This window comes from Paenibacillus sp. JT22N1 (genome assembly GCF_059692155.1).
Genome location: NZ_JCAUAW010000008.1, coordinates 45,836 through 64,223, shown reverse-complemented (window position 1 = coordinate 64,223; position 18,388 = coordinate 45,836). Strand labels below are relative to the sequence as shown.

At 42.1% G+C, this 18,388-nt stretch carries 20 protein-coding genes and 1 pseudogene; 9 read left to right on the top strand and 12 right to left on the bottom strand.

All coding sequences use genetic code 11. The annotated features are described in order from the left end of the window. Positions 1-172: 172 nt before the first annotated feature. Complete coding sequence (locus tag AC58UU_RS16875; RefSeq protein WP_497317474.1) at positions 173-898, bottom strand: AAA family ATPase; 726 nt, start codon at positions 896-898, stop codon at positions 173-175. 156 nt (positions 899-1,054) lie between these two features. On the opposite strand from AC58UU_RS16875, the gene AC58UU_RS16870 reads away from it, so the two are divergent. Beyond that, entirely contained in the window at positions 1,055-1,273 is a 219-nt protein-coding gene (locus AC58UU_RS16870; protein WP_497317472.1) for a hypothetical protein, read from the top strand. A 227-nt stretch (positions 1,274-1,500) separates the two neighbouring features. Here the strand turns inward: AC58UU_RS16870 and AC58UU_RS16865 are convergent, their stop codons facing one another. From AC58UU_RS16865 to AC58UU_RS16850, 4 genes are all read right to left on the bottom strand, one after another. Further along, entirely contained in the window at positions 1,501-2,601 is a 1,101-nt protein-coding gene (locus tag AC58UU_RS16865) for an ABC transporter permease (RefSeq protein WP_497317470.1), read from the bottom strand. After that, positions 2,598-3,548, bottom strand: a complete 951-nt coding sequence (locus AC58UU_RS16860; protein ID WP_497317468.1) for an ABC transporter ATP-binding protein — start codon at positions 3,546-3,548, stop codon at positions 2,598-2,600. The genes AC58UU_RS16865 and AC58UU_RS16860 overlap by 4 nt, the downstream gene beginning before the upstream one ends. Positions 3,549-3,838: 290 nt before the next feature. After that, positions 3,839-4,696: an alpha/beta fold hydrolase gene (locus tag AC58UU_RS16855; protein WP_497317466.1), complete on the bottom strand. Its 858-nt coding sequence runs from the start codon at positions 4,694-4,696 to the stop codon at positions 3,839-3,841. Positions 4,697-4,885: 189 nt separating this feature from the next. After that, entirely contained in the window at positions 4,886-5,113 is a 228-nt protein-coding gene (locus tag AC58UU_RS16850; RefSeq protein ID WP_307552523.1) for a YolD-like family protein, read from the bottom strand. A gap of 197 nt (positions 5,114-5,310) precedes the next feature. Between AC58UU_RS16850 and AC58UU_RS16845 the strand changes: the two genes are divergently transcribed. After that, a complete protein-coding gene (locus tag AC58UU_RS16845) occupies positions 5,311-5,871 on the top strand; it encodes a DJ-1/PfpI family protein (protein WP_497317463.1) in 561 nt (186 codons plus the stop codon). A gap of 110 nt (positions 5,872-5,981) precedes the next feature. On the opposite strand, the gene AC58UU_RS16840 is transcribed toward AC58UU_RS16845, so the two are convergent. Further along, complete coding sequence (locus tag AC58UU_RS16840; protein WP_497317461.1) at positions 5,982-6,425, bottom strand: pentapeptide repeat-containing protein; 444 nt, start codon at positions 6,423-6,425, stop codon at positions 5,982-5,984. Between the two features lie 184 nt (positions 6,426-6,609). Further along, a complete protein-coding gene (rpmF, locus tag AC58UU_RS16835; protein ID WP_029193705.1) occupies positions 6,610-6,786 on the bottom strand; it encodes a 50S ribosomal protein L32 in 177 nt (58 codons plus the stop codon). Positions 6,787-7,072: 286 nt separating this feature from the next. On the opposite strand from rpmF, the gene AC58UU_RS16830 reads away from it, so the two are divergent. Both AC58UU_RS16830 and AC58UU_RS16825 read left to right on the top strand, forming a co-directional pair. Then, positions 7,073-8,131 carry a hypothetical protein gene (locus tag AC58UU_RS16830; RefSeq protein WP_497317459.1) on the top strand — a complete coding sequence of 353 codons (1,059 nt, stop codon included), beginning with the start codon at positions 7,073-7,075 and terminating at the stop codon, positions 8,129-8,131. 175 nt (positions 8,132-8,306) lie between these two features. Further along, positions 8,307-8,981, top strand: coding sequence for a peptidoglycan recognition protein family protein (locus AC58UU_RS16825; RefSeq protein WP_497317457.1), 675 nt, complete (start codon positions 8,307-8,309; stop codon positions 8,979-8,981). A 54-nt stretch (positions 8,982-9,035) separates the two neighbouring features. On the opposite strand, the gene AC58UU_RS16820 is transcribed toward AC58UU_RS16825, so the two are convergent. Continuing rightward, entirely contained in the window at positions 9,036-9,599 is a 564-nt protein-coding gene (locus AC58UU_RS16820) for an MOSC domain-containing protein (protein ID WP_497317455.1), read from the bottom strand. A 184-nt stretch (positions 9,600-9,783) separates the two neighbouring features. Next, a pseudogene (locus AC58UU_RS16815) lies at positions 9,784-9,921 on the bottom strand (SDR family NAD(P)-dependent oxidoreductase); the annotation flags it as partial. Between the two features lie 113 nt (positions 9,922-10,034). Between AC58UU_RS16815 and AC58UU_RS16810 the strand changes: the two are divergent. Both AC58UU_RS16810 and AC58UU_RS16805 read left to right on the top strand, forming a co-directional pair. After that, on the top strand, positions 10,035-11,291 hold the full coding sequence (locus tag AC58UU_RS16810; RefSeq protein ID WP_497317453.1) for a family 8 glycosyl hydrolase: 1,257 nt from the start codon (positions 10,035-10,037) through the stop codon (positions 11,289-11,291). Positions 11,292-11,569: 278 nt separating this feature from the next. After that, positions 11,570-12,775: a COG4705 family protein gene (locus tag AC58UU_RS16805; RefSeq protein WP_497317451.1), complete on the top strand. Its 1,206-nt coding sequence runs from the start codon at positions 11,570-11,572 to the stop codon at positions 12,773-12,775. Between the two features lie 91 nt (positions 12,776-12,866). Here AC58UU_RS16805 and AC58UU_RS16800 read toward each other — a convergent pair whose 3' ends face one another. Continuing rightward, complete coding sequence (locus AC58UU_RS16800; protein ID WP_497317449.1) at positions 12,867-13,064, bottom strand: hypothetical protein; 198 nt, start codon at positions 13,062-13,064, stop codon at positions 12,867-12,869. A gap of 195 nt (positions 13,065-13,259) precedes the next feature. On the opposite strand from AC58UU_RS16800, the gene tgl reads away from it, so the two are divergent. The 3 genes from tgl to AC58UU_RS16785 all read left to right on the top strand — a co-directional run bounded on the left by tgl (position 13,260) and on the right by AC58UU_RS16785 (position 16,989). Further along, positions 13,260-14,075, top strand: a complete 816-nt coding sequence (tgl, locus tag AC58UU_RS16795) for a spore coat transglutaminase TGL (protein WP_497317447.1) — start codon at positions 13,260-13,262, stop codon at positions 14,073-14,075. Positions 14,076-14,172: 97 nt separating this feature from the next. After that, positions 14,173-14,646: a hypothetical protein gene (locus AC58UU_RS16790; protein ID WP_497317446.1), complete on the top strand. Its 474-nt coding sequence runs from the start codon at positions 14,173-14,175 to the stop codon at positions 14,644-14,646. A 552-nt stretch (positions 14,647-15,198) separates the two neighbouring features. Further along, on the top strand, positions 15,199-16,989 hold the full coding sequence (locus AC58UU_RS16785; protein ID WP_497317444.1) for a sulfatase family protein: 1,791 nt from the start codon (positions 15,199-15,201) through the stop codon (positions 16,987-16,989). 202 nt (positions 16,990-17,191) lie between these two features. Here the strand turns inward: AC58UU_RS16785 and AC58UU_RS16780 are convergent, their stop codons facing one another. Together AC58UU_RS16780 and AC58UU_RS16775 are read right to left on the bottom strand one after the other, a co-directional pair. Beyond that, positions 17,192-17,809 (bottom strand): DinB family protein, encoded by a 618-nt coding sequence (locus AC58UU_RS16780; RefSeq protein WP_497317442.1) that lies wholly within the window; start codon positions 17,807-17,809, stop codon positions 17,192-17,194. Next, positions 17,784-18,314, bottom strand: a complete 531-nt coding sequence (locus AC58UU_RS16775) for a GNAT family N-acetyltransferase (protein WP_497317440.1) — start codon at positions 18,312-18,314, stop codon at positions 17,784-17,786. Before AC58UU_RS16775 ends, AC58UU_RS16780 begins: the two co-directional genes overlap by 26 nt. Positions 18,315-18,388 lie beyond the last annotated feature (74 nt).

Here is an 18,388-nt window from a genome sequence, read left to right as displayed (position 1 = left end):
TTATACTCCCTTGTTTTATTGATTATTTTTATCCATTATCTCAATTTAAATTCCCTTAATATTTAATATGCCCATTATTGGAGTAAAGGTACGCTACGCGGCAGACCTTTTCTCAGTAATGCAATAAAAAAGAAGCCGCTTCATAGCAGCTCCTGTTAAATTATGTTTTTCGTTAATTGTTATCATCAGAATCGGAAAATAGCTCCTGCAAGACCGTCTTTCTGTTTTCAAGAAACCTTCTTGTGATAATGTAATGCAGCGTGTCCTCATATCTAATTTCCTCTATGGGATGAACATCAAAGTTAATAATCTGTGCATCTGGAAATCCGAGAAGTATCGGAGAATGTGTTGCAATGATGAACTGAGCTTCATTCTCTAAATCCTTGATAACACGCATTAATGCCAATTGCCTTGCAGGGGATAAAGCTGCCTCAGGTTCGTCGAGAAGGTAAATCGCCTTTTTTCCAAAACGATGTTTAAAAAGAGAAAGAAACGCTTCACCATGCGATTGCTCATGTAAAGAACGACCACCGTAATACTGCAGGCTTTCGGGCAAAGTATCCAGATGGGAGGCAAAGTGATAAAAAGTCTCTGCTCTTAGGAAAAAACCATTCGTGATTTTTGGCATCCATGAAAGACGAATATGATCCCCCAGAATGGAATGCGAAGCCTTCACATCATAATAGTTGTTCTTCCCTCCTCCAGCCGTATTAAACCCGCTTTGATAAGCAATTGCTTCAAGAAGTGTTGATTTACCCGAACCATTCTCCCCAACAAGAAAGGTGACATTCGTTCGAAAAGAAAGTGACTTTAAAGATTTCACAGCAGGTATAGAAAATGGATAGGTTTTCGGATCGGTATGATCATTCCTCAGAATCTCAAGGCTTCTCAAGTACATTAATTTTCAACTCCAAACAAAACTTTCATGAGCCTAGTCTATGTTGTTATTTTAACATAACCGCCGTGATTACATGATAAGCTATTACATATACTCAAGTATTATTTTGTATAAAGCTGGTCGCAATTGACCTATCCGAAGGTGAGGTCGACGCTAATGCCTAAGATGCTGGAATCCGATGCAGATCTATTTGCCGCAGCATTATCACAAACTCCGGTTTCTGTGTGGCAGACGGATGCTGATGGTGTTTACTGCGAAGTAGATCGCGGAATCATCGAAAAGTTTACTAATAAATCCGTAAGACTGAGCACGAGAACAGATGAAATTGCATATTACTTCCGTGATGATGGGACCAAATTCCGTGCTGAAACGTAAAAAGAAGCTGGATCATTGATCTCAGCTTCTTCATTCTTGCGTCTTACCTGAAAAGAGAAATTACCATATTGCAGGCAATACTTCATTCAATTTCAATTCCAATATGGATACATTTTATAATTCGAACATTATCCGGTAAACAGGTTTTCTTTCTTTTCCGTTTTTAACGCAATAAACAGTATTATTGCCAAATAAAAAGCAAAGTATACATGGATAAGCTTTTTCCGTTACTCCCACTTGAATGTTAGGCTGGCGATAATGAAGGCTACAAGCATCCAGCCGCCAAGCAGCGCGGCTTCAGGCCACATGTCTGTAAGTGTGGCTCCGACATTCATGATTTGGCGCAGTGCTGTGGACAGATGCGCGATCGGCAGCAACTTGACTACGGGCTGCAGCCAGTCAGGCATATTCTTGATCGGAAAGAAGACGCCACCTAGAAAAAGAAGTGGGAAGGAGACGAAGCCAGCAATCGGGCCAGCACTTTCCGGCGTTTTGGCGAGCGCGGCGATGATAAAGCCGATCGACATGAACGTCAGTGTCCCGAGTACCACGAACATTAGCAGAAGTATCCACGAACCGTTCACCTGCGTTCCGAAAATCAGGCTCCCGATTAGCAGCACGATGATCGCCTGTGCGCCGTTCAACACCAGTCGGGCCGTGATTTGTGCGGCAATGAAGCTCCGAGGTTGGAGCGGCGTACTCTGAAGACGCCGAAGTATACCCCGCTCGCGCCAAGATGCAATTTGGCCGGCGACGCCATTCAAATTATTACTCATAATCATCATAGCAACGATGCCTGGGACGAGGAAGTCGATATACTTCAGGTTAAGAGATTGGACCGCCTCTGATTGAATCGTGATGACAGGGTTGTAGCCCACGATCTGCTTGCTAATCCCATCGGCGATCTGAGACATAATGGGGAGCCCGATCTGATTGGTTGTTTGGCTCGTCTCGTCGTAGTAGACGGTGAGTTTGGACCCTTCCATAGAGGCTTTTTTAGCGCTCACAGCAGCTTCATACCCTTTTGGAACAGCAACGACAAGCTGCCGATCGCCATGCTTAAGATCTTTCATCGCCGCGTTGAGATCTGTGCTTTCAGTTAATTTTAATATGGATAGCTGCTTCATAGAGGATATAAGCGCCTTCGACGCAGTCGTCTGGTCTTGGTCGATAACGGTGACGGAGAGCGATGTGCTGTCCCCTTTTCCTAAGAATGAACCCAGCATCACCATGAAAAAGATTGGAAAAACGAGCGTCCAAAATAATACTTGCCGATTTCGCCCAAATAGTCGTAACTGAGCTAAGGTCAATTGACGATACGCTTTCATTCTTCCCTCAGGCTCCTTCCCGTCATGTGGATGAACACGTCCTCGAGCGTTGCCGTGCGCGTTTGCAGATCAGAAACCTTGATGTTCTGCTCAGCAGTTTGTTGTACAAATGCAGTCAGCGTATTTTGTAAATGATCCGTGTACAGCACAAACGTGTCTTTACGCTGGTCAACTTGCTTTACATCAGGCAATGATTGGATTAGCGTCAGCACTTCCTGCTTTCGCGCCTCATCTTCTCGAATCTGCTCCGACAAGCGAAACTCGATGGCGCTGTCTGACTGCAGGCTGCGGACGAGCTGCTCCGGCGTGTCCAGTGCAACGATTTGTCCCTTATCCATGAGGCAGATGCGGTCGCAAAGCACATGAGCCTCTTCCATGTAGTGTGTTGAGATCACCACAGTCTTACCGCGCTCCTTCAGGCGAAGGACAATATCCCACAACGTACGACGGGCTTGAGGATCGAGTCCGGTTGTCGGCTCGTCCAGAAAGACCACCTTTGGATCGTTCACGAGCGCCAACGCAATGGCGAGTCGTTGCTTCTGGCCGCCGGATAAGTTTTTGACGCGGTCATTCTTTTTTTCGCGCAATAACATATCGTCGAGCAGCGGCTCGATCGGAACTGAACTTGGATAAAAGCTTGCGTACATGCGGATAATCTCGTGAACGTGGAGCAGGTCGAACAGTGACGTCGATTGGAGCTGAACGCCAATGATTTCCTTGACCTTTTTCAAATCTTTTTTCGTATCGAAGCCTGCGACAAGTGCTCTCCCTTCATCCGGTCGCCGCAGACCTTCGATCATTTCCATCGTTGTCGTTTTGCCCGCCCCATTTGGGCCGAGCAGTCCAAACACTTCCCCTTCACGCACTTCGAAATGTATGCCATTCACCGCGGTGAATTTCCCATACCGTTTAACGAGTCCGTCCACTTCTATGATGGCGTTGACCAAGGTTGGTTCCTCCCTTTCGACATTCCTGCTAGTATTTCTTGTGCCTTAGCTCTCATTTTTCAAAAAAACTGATCGGCAATATAACACCTATCAGCTTTTTTATGATACTTATTCTTTTCGAATGACCAACAGTACACCAATAAAGATGAGATGTAGTTATTCTACCGTTAAGGGAGAATAACTGCAGGTACATCATTTTCAAATAATGGTGACCACATCATCAGCTTTCAGCTCACTTTCAAAACGTTTATTTGATTATACAATAATATGGTCGATTTAGGCACCAAAGTTCAACTTAGAAAATACCGCTTTACATGCTGTGCCACTTCGACCGGTGCGTATTTATTGTCCGGAGCGAGATGATCTAGATTTGGTAAAATCAACGTTTGTGTTCGTGAAATTGTTTCATCCAATACGCGAATCATTTGATGTACAGAATCTGGACTCTTCCCCCCAGAAATTAATAGGACATTCGCATCAATCATTTGGTAATTACTGAAAGTGGATGCCAAACGTTTCACTTCTCTGTGCTCAATTAAATTTTCTGGCAATAGTTTTTCCATCTGATCCCAATGATTCCCTCGTATCACCAAACGTAAAATAAGTTTTGCATACCATTTCGGTAACTTTTTTAAGGGCGAGTGAGCTGCACCCTTTACAAAGCTGGCAAATGCCCCCCTAAAATCTTTCCTATTCATATCATTTTCATATTCAGGCAGCCAATCCCATTCTGTTGGTGTCGACTTAATTGAAACGCCAGGTTCATAGACGGCCATTTTCTTAAAGGTATTTGTTCGCGCAGTTTCCAAAGCTACAAGCCCGCCGTAGCTATGTCCGAATACATAGGTTGCTCCCGTTGCTTCTTGTACGCTATTTACATCTTCACATTCCTTACTGATGGAATAGTCATTCCCTTGCGGTCCACTCCCTCCACGTCCACGTCGATCCATAACATGGACTCTAAAGGAATCCGACAATTCTCGGGCAAACTTGGTAAAATCATTCGAAGTACTAAGCGCCCCGTGGATTACAATGAGACTCGGACCCTTGCCTATACTTTGGTAGCCAATTGTGGTCCCGTCCTTCGAAACTACGGTTGAATGGGTAAACGAATCCAAAGAGTTCGAATTTATTTTTGTACTCACCATATTCCATTTCCCTCCCCTACAAGCAAGTCTCCAAGCAGAATACTACTAATGTTTTCATTATATAATGACGACACTGTCTTTCATTCAAGCCCGGGTATGAAATCACAATCAGTCTTGAGACTGAACCAAAGAAAAAAGACATGCTGAGCTCCCAGCATGCCTCCTTTTAACACTGTCCTTGCAAAAGTACTATTCCACCAATTCTACATTCAAAATATCGTCAAATGCTACCCAATCCGTACCATTTTCGTGGGATAACTTTACTCTTCTTATCTCTTGATCAATTTTGGTTATTAGACCTGTAATTTGCCCATCCCCAGCCTCATTATAAATCTTTACAATAATAAATTGCTGGCTAAGTAAAGCATTAGCCATTACGTTTGCTATCTTTTTATTCTCACGATTACTTATACTCATTAGTACTCAACTCCAATCCCAGAACATTTGTTCTAAGCCTATTATACTTTTAGTAGGATGAGTGGTAAAGAGTCTTTGGGATAAATAGCTTCATTCGTTCGATTCGACAAATCGTATCAAATTCCACCCGTTTACAACGAAACGAGGTTTATTCATAATTATAGGTGGGCTACCATCTATTTCCAAGGAGTGATTTCATGTCAAAGAGGATCTTAATTCTAACTGGTGATGCTGCAGAAGTTCTGGAAGTTTATTACCCATATTTTCGTGTATTAGAGGAAGGGTACGAGGCCGTAATTGCTTCACCGACGAAGAAAGTACTTCGTACAGTCGTTCACGATTTTGTCGACGATTGGGAGACCTACACAGAGAAGCCGGGGCATCTGCTGCCGTCACACATTGCTTTCGTTGATGTGGATCCTAGTCAATATGATGGTTTAATCATTCCTGGAGGCAGAGCCCCAGAATACATTCGTTCGAACGAGCATGTTCCACGTATCATTCGTCACTTCCTTGAAGCTGATAAACCAATCGGCGCTATTTGCCATGCTGCACTGGTATTCTCCGCTTTAAAAGACAATCGTTTTTTTGAAGGCCGCACCATGACTGCTTATAACGCTTGTCGTTTAGATGTGGAGCAGCTCGGAGCATTGTATACGACAGATCCACTTCATGTGGATGGGAAATTAGTCACTGGTCACGCTTGGCCGGATTTACCAGGCTTCATGCGCGAGTTTTTGAAACTGCTCTCCAAATAACTTACGTTGATATTATATTAATCCCCGATTTTTTGCAGTACCGCTGGGCCTCTAGAAGCAAGCGAATACCGAGGGCTGCCCCCTGCAGCCCTTTTGATACTAAATAACTACTAAACCTTCTCTATTAAATCTTTAATCAAAATCCCATCAATTCTTAACCCATCAATATTACAATTCTTGAGTTCCACGTTCGTAAGATTGCATGAGTCAAATACGGCTGTACTCAAATCACTGTTTTTAAACATAACTGGCTCGACATTTACCCAATTTCCCGTACCAGGCTCTCCAAGCAACTGGCTTTTTTCCGCTTTAGGACGAACAATATTCTCAAATATAGTTCCTCCCATCTGAATCATATTAATGGTTACACCCGAGAAATAAATATGTTCCCATTTAGAATTCACAAAATTCGTATGCGCAAATGAAGAGTCTCTCATATCAACATCATTAAAAGATGCCTCTTTGAAACAGACCCTGTGTATCTCTTCATTTCTTAAATCCTGTAATTCCAATCCATTATTTGAATCCAATACTTTCTTTTCTGTAAGTGGCATTGCAAACGTCCTTTCATAATGGATTATTTAAAAAAAGTTTGATTAAACTAAGATATACTTTTCGTTAAACATTTTAAATTTCCTTTTTATGTAAAAATGTTTTCTCCATTTTAATTATGCTTCCCGTCTTATAATACAAAAATGACACTCTAATTGTAGAGTGTCATTTAAGATGCAATTCATATTATTGAGCTTTTACGATCTCTCTACCCTTATATGAACCGCAGTTTTTGCAAACATGATGTGCCATTTTTAATTCTGCACATTGTTCACACTTCACCATTCCTGGCACAGCCAGTTTAAAGTGAGTACGGCGCTTATCGCGACGTGTTTTGGACGTTCTTCTTTGAGGAACAGCCATAGTCAAAACACCTCCTGTTATTTCATAAATCAACAAGAGATATCATAGCGTTCTCAATATACTTTGTCAATGTTATAGATTCTATGTAAAGAAATTTTTAATATAATTAATACTTAACACTGCGAACTTTAGAAAATACCAAAGTATCTCTCAATGAACCGCGCTAATAACAACGGTAACTTATTTCAGTCAAATAATGTGCAATAACTACCTGATATAATACCGGTTCAGGCTATTAGAACGTTTAATAATATACTATGAGAAGAGCAGAAGGAGGTAGAATTCCATGTTTTCGTCCTGTGGAACGAGAATGCGTAAAGCACCAACGGCGTCCAATACAATTCTAAATTTTACGCCCAATAATGGAACATTTGTGTACTGCAACAATCCCGAGCAGTTATTTGATTCCGATCTTGGCGATCAAGCAACCGGATTTGGCAACCATTATCTTTTATGGTCGATGGTGACGGGGGAATGCCAAGCCTATTATGAGCATGAAAATATGACAGGACTCACGATTGGATATGGACTACAAATCTATAATCCGAACGACACGCCGATAAGCGTCCGAGTGACTGGGGTCGGATTCGGAAACAACGCATTTACATGTTGGATGCAGTTTTTCAACAAGACGAGCGGAGGCGGGGGAACGGTAGGTACATTTACGGTTAAACCGAAAGAAGTATTATGGATCCAACGTAACGACAATTCCATTTCGCCGGGTGCGATCTTTAACGGCGCAGTCGGCTTTGATGTAACGGGTGGCAGCGTATATGTATTTAATTACGCATATGACGAATTCGCAAATATTGACGGTACAGCCACATATTTGGGGTATGTAACGCGAATCGATCCGAGCGGCCAAAATGAGGCTCTTGTCTACAAAGGAATCGCAACCGGATTTATTGCTGCCGCTGCCTTAAACAAACCTATGTCGTCTCTATTACAGCAGAGTGCCGCCTGGCAAACAAATGACTGTCCGGGAAGCGATATGGTAAGCATAACCTGCCCACTGACGGATACGAACAACCCAATCTACACAACGTTTACGTGTGCCAACGGTGATAATTTGGGCAACTGGGGCATCCGCAACACTTATACCTTGACCGTAACTAACGATACGGCTCGGAGCCGTACCGTAAATCTAGTGGTAGCCCAGCCATACTTCTTTTCGAATGTGTTTGTCGAAGTGATGGGCAGCACTGGTGGTTGCGCAATTAACAAGTCCAACTGGAAGTATTACAGCTTCGCGTTGCTGCCAAGTGAGAGCCGAACCGTTACCTTCCAAGTCATTTTAAGCGGCAGCAGTTATGGCGGATTAATTAACAGCATTGTGGTGAAATGAAACGATGGGTTTGAAAACAAAAAGCCGCTAAAAACTATGCAGTAATATTGCTTAGTTTTTAGCGGTTATTTTACTTACTTATAACACCACCGTATACTGCTAACCTGCCCGTCCACACACCTTTTTACAATCTTCATAGAATAAAAGAAACAAACTAGTTACGGAGATGAAGGGAATGCGCGCAATAGAAAAGTATAAGATCAATCAAAACTTTATCCCCAATTTGCCACAGATACCTTTTAGGAAGGGTGTCGGGCAATATGAAGGCGTAGTTATGCATGCTACAGCCGTTTATAATGACACACCCGCTGGAGAAAGGAATTACGAAACGACACATTTTGAAGATGCTTTCGTTCATACGTTTACTGATGATACGCAGATTCTTCAGGTCGCAGATTTTAACTATATCTCGTGGAATGCGGGACATACTGCAAACGAGCGGTACCTGGGTAATGAGCTTTGTCAAACCCATGATCACATAAAGTTTCTTGCTGCTTATGATAGATGGGTTTGGTTAGCGGCATACCAATTATATCAAAGAACGTTGGATGTAATTGATAACGAGACACTGAATTCCCATTTACAATGTACTGAAAAATGGCACGAAAGCACTCATACTGACCCCATCGATTATCTGGCGGAACACGGTAAAAGATGGGCCGACGTAATTCAAGATGTAACCAAGTACTATAATCAATTTTTAAAAGAGGAGGTACAAACCATGACAGTTGAAGATGCAAACAAACTGATCGAAATACTAAAGGGTCTATATAACGCTGGTTTAGCCCAGGATGAGGTACACCGATTGGCAAATGCCTTACGGAAAGCATCCGGACAACCTTTGGGGTAATTTTCAAGAATAGAATTGGAATAAAGCGGTCCTGAATTTAACAACAGGGTCAGTTTACACTCGTTCTAAAGGACGAAATGGTTCAGGTGGTAGGTCAACTCTGATTGGGTCCCCAACTCGAACTTCTCCCCCAGTTAGCACGATAGCCATTACACCAGCCTTTCGGATTAGATTGCCGTTCTTATCGTGGTCCAAAACCGCACGTAATAGACCCTCCTGGAAATTATCTATTTGTGCGCAAGGATTGCGAAGTCCCGTGATTTCAACAACTGCTAATTCACCGATATACAACTTTGTGCCTGTTGGCAGTCCGAGTATGTTTATCCCACGGGTTGTAATGTTCTCGCCCATCTGCCCTGTCTCGACATGAAAACCTGCATTTCGTAGTTCATCCAACAACTCCGAATGAATGAAATGAACCTGTCGCAGGTTGGGTTGATTCGGGTTTTGTGCAACTCGTGAACGATGCTTTACGGTCTTTCCCATGTGTGCGTCGCCTTCCACTCCCAGTCCAGCAAGAAGCTTAATGACATCGACAGTCTCTTTGCTAAAAGTATGAGTTGCACTACGGCTGACTGACACAACTTCTCCAACTTGAGATTCAAGGTTATTCGCCATTCACAACGCCTCCACTCCGAATTGAAAAAAAACCTGTCAAAAACAATCATAAGTGTCGCCTTTGTAAGTTGCAACGCTCATTCAAGATTTCTGCCCGTCTAACGGAGCAAAGAGCTGCCACGCGGCAGCTTTGCTCGTCGCCGCTCCAGTCGGAATTATATCGCCTAAGTAATTTCATTGCGCCAGTTCTTGGAGCAGATGGTCCACCCATATCTGTACTTACCCCTCCCGGACAGACCGCGTTTATTTTGATATCTCCTTTGATTTCTGCAGCTACCAATTGTGTCAATCCATTCAAGGCAAGTTTAGACAACTTATAGGAGTGTTCTCTCCTCTTACCTTATTTTTGCGCAGGAGGTACGAAAAACCTGTTCTTAACTTCTTACCAAACTCATAATAATCTCATGATATTATGCGGTTCGGGAGGTTTTAGAAATGAATATTAAAAACTGGAAAAGCTTCCTACGTTTCAACACACGTGCTATTAAAGCTAAAAGACCTTTCCCACAACATACGAAATATAAAACAGGGACCATAAGACCCAATAACGTTAACCAAGCACAGTTGGATCAGGTTGTAAAAGATTTTTATGATATTTGGAAATTGAATTATCTCATCCAAAATCCAACGAAACAAGATCAATATTACGTTTATTACAATCTGGTCGTGCAGGAACAAACTAAGTTGAGCTCCATATCTACATCGGAAAGCCATGGGCATGGCATGCTTCTTACTGCTTTTTTGGCTGGCTATGACCCAAATGCCCAGAGTTATTTTGACGGGTTGTTCCGATTTTACAAAGCTCATCCTAGTTCCAATAATCCCTTGTTAATGGCGTGGAAACAAATTAAAGATGAAAACGGAAATATTATAGATGCTGAAGGCAGAGACTCTGCCACGGACGGTGATATGGACATTGCTTATTCCCTTTTATTGGCACATATCCAGTGGGGAAGTAAGGGAAAGATAAATTACTTAACAGAAGCTAAGAAAATTATCCATGCGATATTGATCCATGATGTAAATCAGGAGGAATGGTACTTAAAACTAGGGGACTGGGTAAAGAAGGATATTACGCCCAAATATTATACAGCAACCCGGCCCTCTGACTTTTTGACTGATCACATGAAAGCCTTTCAAATCACTACAGGGGATTCCAAATGGACATGGGTTGTCAATAAAACTTACGCCATAACCAAGCAACTCTTTCATGATTACAGCGCGAATACCGGGTTATTGCCTGATTTTGCAGTAAAACGAAACCACAAATTTGCACCGGCTCCCCCTGATTATTTGGAAGGTCCTTTTGATGGCGACTACTACATGAACGCTTGCCGGACACCATGGCGCATCCCTTTGGATTATATCTTGAATGGGGATCGAAGAGCCGTACCTCAATTCACAAAGTTGAACAGTTGGATCAAAAAGAAAACAAATGGGGATCCGGGAAAAATTCGTGAAGGCTACTTTTTGAATGGTAATGATTTGCCATTGGAATTTAATAATCATCTGGCCTTTGTTTCTCCCTTTGCCGTAAGCGCGATGATCCATTCCAGCAATCAGGAATGGCTTAATAAGCTTTGGACGCACATGAGTAATAGCAGCTTCGAGAATAACGATTATTACGGGAATACAATTAAGCTGCTTTGTATGTTAGTAGCATCCGGTAATTGGTGGTTTCCCAAACCTTAATCATCCTCTTAAAATTAATGAAATACATTCTCATTATTTTTTAATGTGAAGCATGTACTATACAAAGTATGGGGAGATAAAAGGATTATTAAATGGATAAGCTGTTTCGAGTGTTTATGAAACGGGAGGTTGTTCGGGACTTTTGAGCGTATTAAAAAATGTTTAAAAGGAGATGGAAAAAATTCAATTTTCGTTTTTATATTTTTCCCTATAGTGTGTTTTAAAAAAACAGTAAGAATCAAGTTGTGGGAAACCACTGCAATGAAAGGAAATTATGTATGGAAGCGAACCAAAATATATTGAAAATCTTACTTAACAAGGTGCCAGAAGTTACTATTTTCTTCTGGATAATCAAGGTATTATGCACAACTGTCGGTGAAACTTTTGCTGATTTCCTAAATTTCAGTCTCGGATTTGGTTTAACTCTCACTACAATAATTATGGGAATAGCGTTTTTCATCGTATTGATTTTTCAATTTAGAGCAACGAAATATGTTCCAGGCATTTATTGGCTAACGGTTGTGCTTATTAGCGTATTTGGGACGTTGGTAACTGATAATTTGACAGACAATGTCGGAATACCTCTTGAGACTAGTACAGTCATTTTTTCCATACTACTAGGATTAACTTTTCTTTTTTGGTATCTAAGTGAAAAAACACTCTCGATACACTCGATTTATTCAAGAAAAAGAGAAGTTTTCTATTGGCTTACCCTTCTTTTCACATTTGCACTTGGAACAGCAGTCGGCGATTTATTTTCCGAACAACTCGGTCTTGGTTATCTTCACACAGGAATAATAGTCGTTATTATAATAGCTTGTGTATTCCTGGCATGGAAATTTATGAAACTTGATGGGATATTAGCGTTTTGGATTGCGTATATTCTTACTCGTCCACTCGGAGCATCATTAGGAGATTACCTATCTCAACCAAAAACTAATGGGGCGTTAGGTTTGGGGACAACAGTTACTAGTGTAATTTTTCTTATAGCTATTTTAGCGTTAATCGTTTTTCTTGCTGTTACAAAATTTGATACAACGGCAAAAAATGAAAAAGCCGAAACAAACCCAGCAAATGGTAGCAAGAAAAATGTTTTGAGACAAACCGTTGTGGTACTGTGTATTTTCTTAGTTGTTAGTATAGGCGGTTATGTTGGGTTAAGCAATAATATAGCGTCGCAAACTGATTCTACACAAGATACATTAGCTGGACAATTAACAGATTTCGTTAAAATTGAAAGTGATATGCTAAACTATATAAACTCAAATGACTTTGCTTCAGCGAAAAAAGGCGTTGACGATTTAGAACACCAATGGGATACATCGGAGACTAAGCTTAGAAAAATAGATGGCACAACATGGACCAAAATTGATGAAACTATTGACGTTGTATTGGCAGCAGTTCGTTCAGGAAACCCTGATGTCAGCCAGTGCAAATCAGCACTTAACAATTCGCTTAGTATCTTAAACGGAGCAAATATATAAAAAAGAAAAACGGTCGTCTGTTTTTAGACGACCGTTTTTCGCTTGATTATGTCAATATCTGACTTCGTTTATTGAGCTATTGTTCCATGAGTCATCCCTCGATCATACCAAGATACCTAATTTCCTTCCCCTCTAATTTAACAATTAGTATTGATCGTCCACCATCAAAAATTTCTACTCCAACGGGAAGTTTAGTCGCCATTTCGTTTTCAAAAGTAAGACCTTTCTTATATTGCTTTTTAATTGCTCCGACGCTCTCACCAATTGTTAGTTCTGTTTGTTGTACCATTATACATTTACATAGCCTTGATAATATAGGCGGATCTGGCTACATTTTTATGTTAAATTACTTGCTGCCTCTTCTCAAGTAATTCATAATCACTTCCTCCATATTTATCAGTAAATAATCAAGCACACAAAATCAATATTCCACATAAAAATAGGTGTGTCACTCTTACTGATCTTTCAAAATGAGGAGAAGTCCATGATTGTAATCGAAGGTACCAGCAAAGTAGCCTTTGAAGAAGGCACCCTGTCTGAGTTAGAACTATCCATTTATCAAAAGAAACAGAACAGCCTTTTAGAGTATCGGTATGATTCGGTTTACACCCTGTTGTTTGAACTGTACATGCGAAGCCAAATCATGGAGTCCTCAAGAGCGCTGAGTAAAAGCGGTGTCTATTTTGCTGATTTCAAAAACTCTATGTGCAACCCGACGTATTGGGACATTACAGATCAGGGCAGGTTCCAGTTGAAATGTGGCGTTGCTCCACAAGATGCGATTCGGGATATATTCACGAATGGAACCTCTTACGCTTTCGAATGTTCAATGGCTGTGGTCGTTGTTTTATACAAAGCCATATTAGAGTCCATAGATGCTAGGCAATTTGACATTCTGAATTCGGATCTTTTAGTATTTGATTATTATTCTAATAGCAATTTGCACCTCATCGACCGGACTGTTAATGAGGAAGCTGTGACTGGTGATATCCTCTATTTTGAGAACCCCGAGTATGAACCTAAGACTCCTTGGGGAAAAGGAGAAAACGTCGTCATGATGGGGGAAAACGGTTTCTTTTTTGGACATGGTTATGGCCTCGGAATCGCATCGAAGGAAGAAGTTATTACTGTCCTGAATAATCACAGAATGCCAGGCAGCACAAAATCTGCATTTTTGACGGATCGTTATGTTCATCCGGACTTCTCCTACTTTGCCCTTTTTCAAAGTCGGAGTCGGAATAACCCCATTATCGCGAAAGTAGGGGACTGGATATATGTTCGAAAAAGCTGGCTTTTTTAGCAAAACAAGACTACTGAGCCCAATTTGCATAGTCATGTGCCCTTCTTTCTAATCCTTGCATAGGATGACGTATGCCTACACCGAAAGGGGAAAAAACATGACACAACGTAATTCATCAACGGAGGTTAACCTTCCTGATTATCAAACTGCAACAAGAACGGAGACTCACCTTCCAGCGCAACAAACTCCGACAATGACGGGGGATAATCTCCCTATTTATCAACAGCCTTCCGTAACACCTGGAGCGCATCATCCTATGCATCCACATCATCAACAGGCTTACCATACCCAGCCTCAACAAGTTTACCATCCGCATCATGCCTATCACCCACATCAGCATCATGCTTATCACCCTATGCATCATCTTGCCCACCATCCTATGCATCACCATGCCTACCATCCCATGCATCACCATGCCTACCATCCCATGCATCACCATGCCTACCATCCTATGCATCAACATGCCTACCATCCTCAACACCATCATGCTCACCATACTCAGCATCCATATCATACTCACCATACTCAGCATCCACAACAGCATCATGCTACTCCAACATCTACGCTCTGATGCGGTCATAGATCTCAAAAAACGAACATTCAAATTCTTTTCAAAGAAAAGACCTAGACATACTAATGTTTCTAGGTCTTTATGTACTCTACACTTATGATGAAGCTGCGGATAAATATCCTGACTGGATGAAATAAAGGTTGCTTTGCCGCGTACTTTTACAAACTGGAAGCCATTTGCTGTTTTCCATGCTTTAATAATACCTCAACCGGTATGCTGCCTGTTCGCTTTGATATAGATGCTTTTATGGTTTGACGTTACATAAAATAGATGATTGTACACCATCCTGATTTTATGCGTTCGAATCGAAGAGTAATCGATTTTTCAGTCCTCCATGGATTGAAATATGCAGCCTAAAGGAATCATCACTCCACTCTCCATTCCTAACAAATAATCCCATATATTTAGACACTGTAAATGCTTTGATAGTTGCGTATAACTGCCCGTAGCTTAACGCTCCCTTAAGCAATGAGAGTCCCCATTTTAATCAGCATGGTGATTACCTTCCCCGCATACATCTAGGGTAGAACTGGTTAATTCGGGGGTGTGTATATGATAAATAAGCCGAACTTCCTCCTGATTGTTGTCGATGAGGAGCGGTATCCTCCTCTCTACGAAAGCCCCGAGATTAGAGCTTGGCGGCTCACAAATCTCCCCGCCCACGAACGGTTGCGCACGAATAGCGTGGAACTCCACCGTCACTATATCGGTAGCGCTGCGTGCTGTCCGAGCCGGGCTACGATGTTTACCGGCCATTACCCCTCACTCCATGGTGTCACGCAAACGAACGGCATCGCGAAGAGTGCTTTCGACTCAGATATGTTCTGGTTGCCGCCGAATACTGTGCCTACGATGGGCAATTACTTTCGCGAGGCAGGGTACCAAACATATTACAAAGGCAAATGGCATATTTCGTATGAAGATATTCTGGTTCCTGGAACTAAAGATGATATGCCTAGCTACAATCCTGCAACTGGTGTGCCGGACCCACAGCGGGAACAGCTTTATTTGTCCGCAGATCCGCTGTATGCCTTCGGCTTCTCATCTTGGATCGGGCCTGAACCCCATGGCCGCAATCCTCGTAATTCCGCTTCATCGGCAGCTACAGGCTTGAGCGGCAGGGATGTCGTTTACAGCACTGAGACTGTTAAGCTGATTGAAGCGCTGGATCATCTAAAGCGTACCGACTCTGGTGCAAAGCCATGGCTCGTCGTCGCCTCCTTTGTAAACCCGCACGATATTGCATTGTATGGTATGCTGACCGACCATCTACCGAACTTGTTTCATTTCCAGGTCGATCCGATGCCGGAAGTCCTTCCTCCGCCCACGATTGGTGAATTTCTGAATACGAAGCCACGTTGCCAGGCCAGCTACCGGGATACTTATCCAATAGCCCTGCAGCCAATCGTAAATGAGTCGTTTTATCGAAAGCTGTATTATCAGTTGCAAAAAAATGTCGACTTGCAAATAATGAAAGTCTTAGAAGCGCTGAGCCGCTCTTCTTTCAGTGACGACACTATTGTCATTTTCACTTCAGATCACGGCGAGCTGTTGGGCGCCCACGGCCATCTGCACCAGAAAATGTACTGCGCCTATGAAGAAGTTCTGCATGTGCCCTTCCTCATTCACAACAAGCACCTCTTCCCGCAAAGGCAAAGCTTTTCAGAGTTAACCTCCCATGTCGATCTTCTGCCTACGATGCTTGGACTTGCGGATGCAGACATTCCCGGAATTCAATACCGGCTGCAAAGCTGCTTCAGCGAAGTCCGCCCCTTCGTTGGCCGCGATCTTACGCCTTACTTACTCGGTCGCAAAGAGCTTGGGGGAGTCTCCCTCCGTAGGGAGCCGGTTTATTTCATGACCGATGACGATATAACACGTGGCCAGCATCAATTCAATCCATTAGGGAGAGCTTACACCTCTGTCGTTCAGCCTAACCACATCGAGACCGTTATCGCCGATCTACCCGGACAGCTCGGACTGCCAAATCAGCTATGGAAATTTTCCCGTTACTTCGACAACGAGCAGTTCTGGAGCGAACCGGGTGTACGAGACCTCACGATTCAGCTGTTTGGAGAAGTATGTGCAGATCCAAAACAAACATCTACTCCCACTTGTCATGTTACTTGCAAAACCGATCCGGTTCCTGAGCAATACGAGTTCTACAACTTAACCGAGGATCCGTTGGAAACCCGTAATCTCGCTCACCCTTCTTGGGCCACGCCGCAATCGGAAAACGTCCGATTGCATATGGTCCGTTTATTGGAGGAGCAACGAAGCCAGAAGCGTTTGAGACCAGAAAAAGATGACCTTCGATATAAGGGGAATACCGATTTTAGATAATGAGTTGTACAAATGGAAAACGGCGTGGAAAAGCAAAAATACTCTGTCGGCTATTGGAAGAGTAAGGGTAGAGCACTGACGCAATCGAATGGGCATTTCTGAGCACATTTACCCAAAAACGTAATGAAGGCTGCCGAACGTTTCCTCGGCAGCCTTGTCGTTTTCTTATTCAGCTCTCGTTCCTCGTTAGTTAAATGAATGATCAATGATACTGACCTGTTATGTGCTCATCCGTATCTTTCAGTATTTTGGAAAGTAACACAATTTGTCCTGCATGATAGCCGTAGTGTGCCGCAACCTGAATAAGAAGACGGCTAATTACTCTTACTTCATAGGTTTCATCTTCTGAGGCGTTAACTCGAAGCATTCTATTCCAATCCTCTAGACCATATCGGATTATGACTTCCCTTTTTAAATCCACTTCGGACAAAGCTGATAATATTCTTGTCGAATCGGACCGTGTCCTCAAAAGAAGGCTACTCAATTCATCCTTCGATATGCCACCTTCAGAATTAAATTCTCGTCGAGAGCGTTCCCGAATGAAAGGTTTGTTTCCGATTGCACTTACAAGATTGTGATATTCGTTTCCTGCTAAATGTAAGCAAAGATTACCGATGCTGTTCATGGAAACCTTCATTTTTTTCCAAATTAATTCATCATCAAGCTGGTTTAAGCTCTTTATGATCCGGTCGAGCTGCTTATCCATGTCTTCGAGTACGTTTTTTGTCAGTTCTAGCATGACTTCCCACTCTTCATATTTATTTTTAATAATTCGTTCAATAAAGCTTAATAAATTAATTCTTTTTTTCAAACCATTCATTTTCTAAAATACTCATTTCCCACAGACTCCAGAATTCGTTGTCAACCTTTCTTGCTTCTCGAAGTAATCCTTCTTTTACAAACCCAGCCTTCTCGTAACATGCAATTGCAGAAAGGTTGAAACTAAACACACCAAGACTAACTCTGTGTAATTTTAATTCTTCGAAAGCAATCTTTAAAACCTTTTCTACCATTAATTGTCCTATGCCTTGTCCTCTCGTGCTTCTTTCTCCAACCAAAACTTTTCCTATCCTTGCCGATTTATTTATCCGATCAATTTGTAAAGATATATGTCCAATAACTTCATCATATTCTTCATGCATCACCCTATATATTAGAGTCTGACCAGCATTAGTATTAGCACCGTTAATGTAATTTTCCAATTGTTGTTCATTTAAAGGAAAGCAAAAAGTTTGCCCCCCCCATTGAAGTAAAAACTTTGGTGAATCAATCCAATCAATAAGTTGTGTAAAGTCGGTACGTTTGAAATATTCAAGTTTTACCACTAAAATCTCCCCTCCCATATTTCGTTTTGTTATCGCTGAATGACCCGTTTGGAATATAGGGCGCCCGAGGAATA

Bases quoted from the DNA above. Each gene is read 5' to 3' on its own strand.
- AC58UU_RS16875 (WP_497317474.1), bottom strand. From the start codon at position 898: ATGTACTTGAGAAGCCTTGAGATTCTGAGGAATGATCATACCGATCCG.
- AC58UU_RS16870 (WP_497317472.1), top strand. From the start codon at position 1,055: ATGCCTAAGATGCTGGAATCCGATGCAGATCTATTTGCCGCAGCATTA.
- AC58UU_RS16865 (WP_497317470.1), bottom strand. From the start codon at position 2,601: ATGAAAGCGTATCGTCAATTGACCTTAGCTCAGTTACGACTATTTGGG.
- AC58UU_RS16855 (WP_497317466.1), bottom strand. From the start codon at position 4,696: ATGGTGAGTACAAAAATAAATTCGAACTCTTTGGATTCGTTTACCCAT.
- AC58UU_RS16850 (WP_307552523.1), bottom strand. From the start codon at position 5,113: ATGAGTATAAGTAATCGTGAGAATAAAAAGATAGCAAACGTAATGGCT.
- AC58UU_RS16845 (WP_497317463.1), top strand. From the start codon at position 5,311: ATGTCAAAGAGGATCTTAATTCTAACTGGTGATGCTGCAGAAGTTCTG.
- AC58UU_RS16840 (WP_497317461.1), bottom strand. From the start codon at position 6,425: ATGCCACTTACAGAAAAGAAAGTATTGGATTCAAATAATGGATTGGAA.
- rpmF (WP_029193705.1), bottom strand. From the start codon at position 6,786: ATGGCTGTTCCTCAAAGAAGAACGTCCAAAACACGTCGCGATAAGCGC.
- AC58UU_RS16830 (WP_497317459.1), top strand. From the start codon at position 7,073: ATGTTTTCGTCCTGTGGAACGAGAATGCGTAAAGCACCAACGGCGTCC.
- AC58UU_RS16825 (WP_497317457.1), top strand. From the start codon at position 8,307: ATGCGCGCAATAGAAAAGTATAAGATCAATCAAAACTTTATCCCCAAT.
- AC58UU_RS16820 (WP_497317455.1), bottom strand. From the start codon at position 9,599: ATGGCGAATAACCTTGAATCTCAAGTTGGAGAAGTTGTGTCAGTCAGC.
- AC58UU_RS16810 (WP_497317453.1), top strand. From the start codon at position 10,035: ATGAATATTAAAAACTGGAAAAGCTTCCTACGTTTCAACACACGTGCT.
- AC58UU_RS16805 (WP_497317451.1), top strand. From the start codon at position 11,570: ATGGAAGCGAACCAAAATATATTGAAAATCTTACTTAACAAGGTGCCA.
- AC58UU_RS16800 (WP_497317449.1), bottom strand. From the start codon at position 13,064: ATGGTACAACAAACAGAACTAACAATTGGTGAGAGCGTCGGAGCAATT.
- tgl (WP_497317447.1), top strand. From the start codon at position 13,260: ATGATTGTAATCGAAGGTACCAGCAAAGTAGCCTTTGAAGAAGGCACC.
- AC58UU_RS16790 (WP_497317446.1), top strand. From the start codon at position 14,173: ATGACACAACGTAATTCATCAACGGAGGTTAACCTTCCTGATTATCAA.
- AC58UU_RS16785 (WP_497317444.1), top strand. From the start codon at position 15,199: ATGATAAATAAGCCGAACTTCCTCCTGATTGTTGTCGATGAGGAGCGG.
- AC58UU_RS16780 (WP_497317442.1), bottom strand. From the start codon at position 17,809: ATGAATGGTTTGAAAAAAAGAATTAATTTATTAAGCTTTATTGAACGA.